Origin of the sequence: Lacrimispora sp. 210928-DFI.3.58 (genome assembly GCF_020554865.1) — a bacterium.
Lineage (GTDB): Bacteria > Bacillota > Clostridia > Lachnospirales > Lachnospiraceae > Enterocloster.
The window spans coordinates 1-219 of the sequence record NZ_JAJCIC010000146.1 but is presented as its reverse complement, the minus strand read 5'-3'; the positions used below and the strand labels follow the sequence as shown (position 1 = coordinate 219).

1 protein-coding gene is annotated in these 219 nt (G+C 44.3%); it reads right to left on the bottom strand.

The genetic code is table 11. The features are described from left to right. Nucleotides 1-219: hypothetical protein (locus LIZ87_RS22295; RefSeq protein WP_227149247.1), on the bottom strand; the 219-nt coding region annotated here is incomplete at both ends.

Below are 219 nucleotides of genomic sequence, written 5' to 3'. Positions count from 1 at the left end.
ACCAAGTGTTGCGTCGATAGTTCCTGTCTTCTCTTCTCCATTTGCAAGAGTCTTTGTCACACGTACTTTAATCTGTGAGTGAAGTGTGATATATCCATTCTCGTATGCAAGAATAGCCTCGTTCACGCTCTTAAAGAACATGCCCTCTCCCTTTGCACCAGGACGAAGCTGAGTCAGATAGTAAATACCAAGTACCATATCCTGTGAAGGAACGGCTAC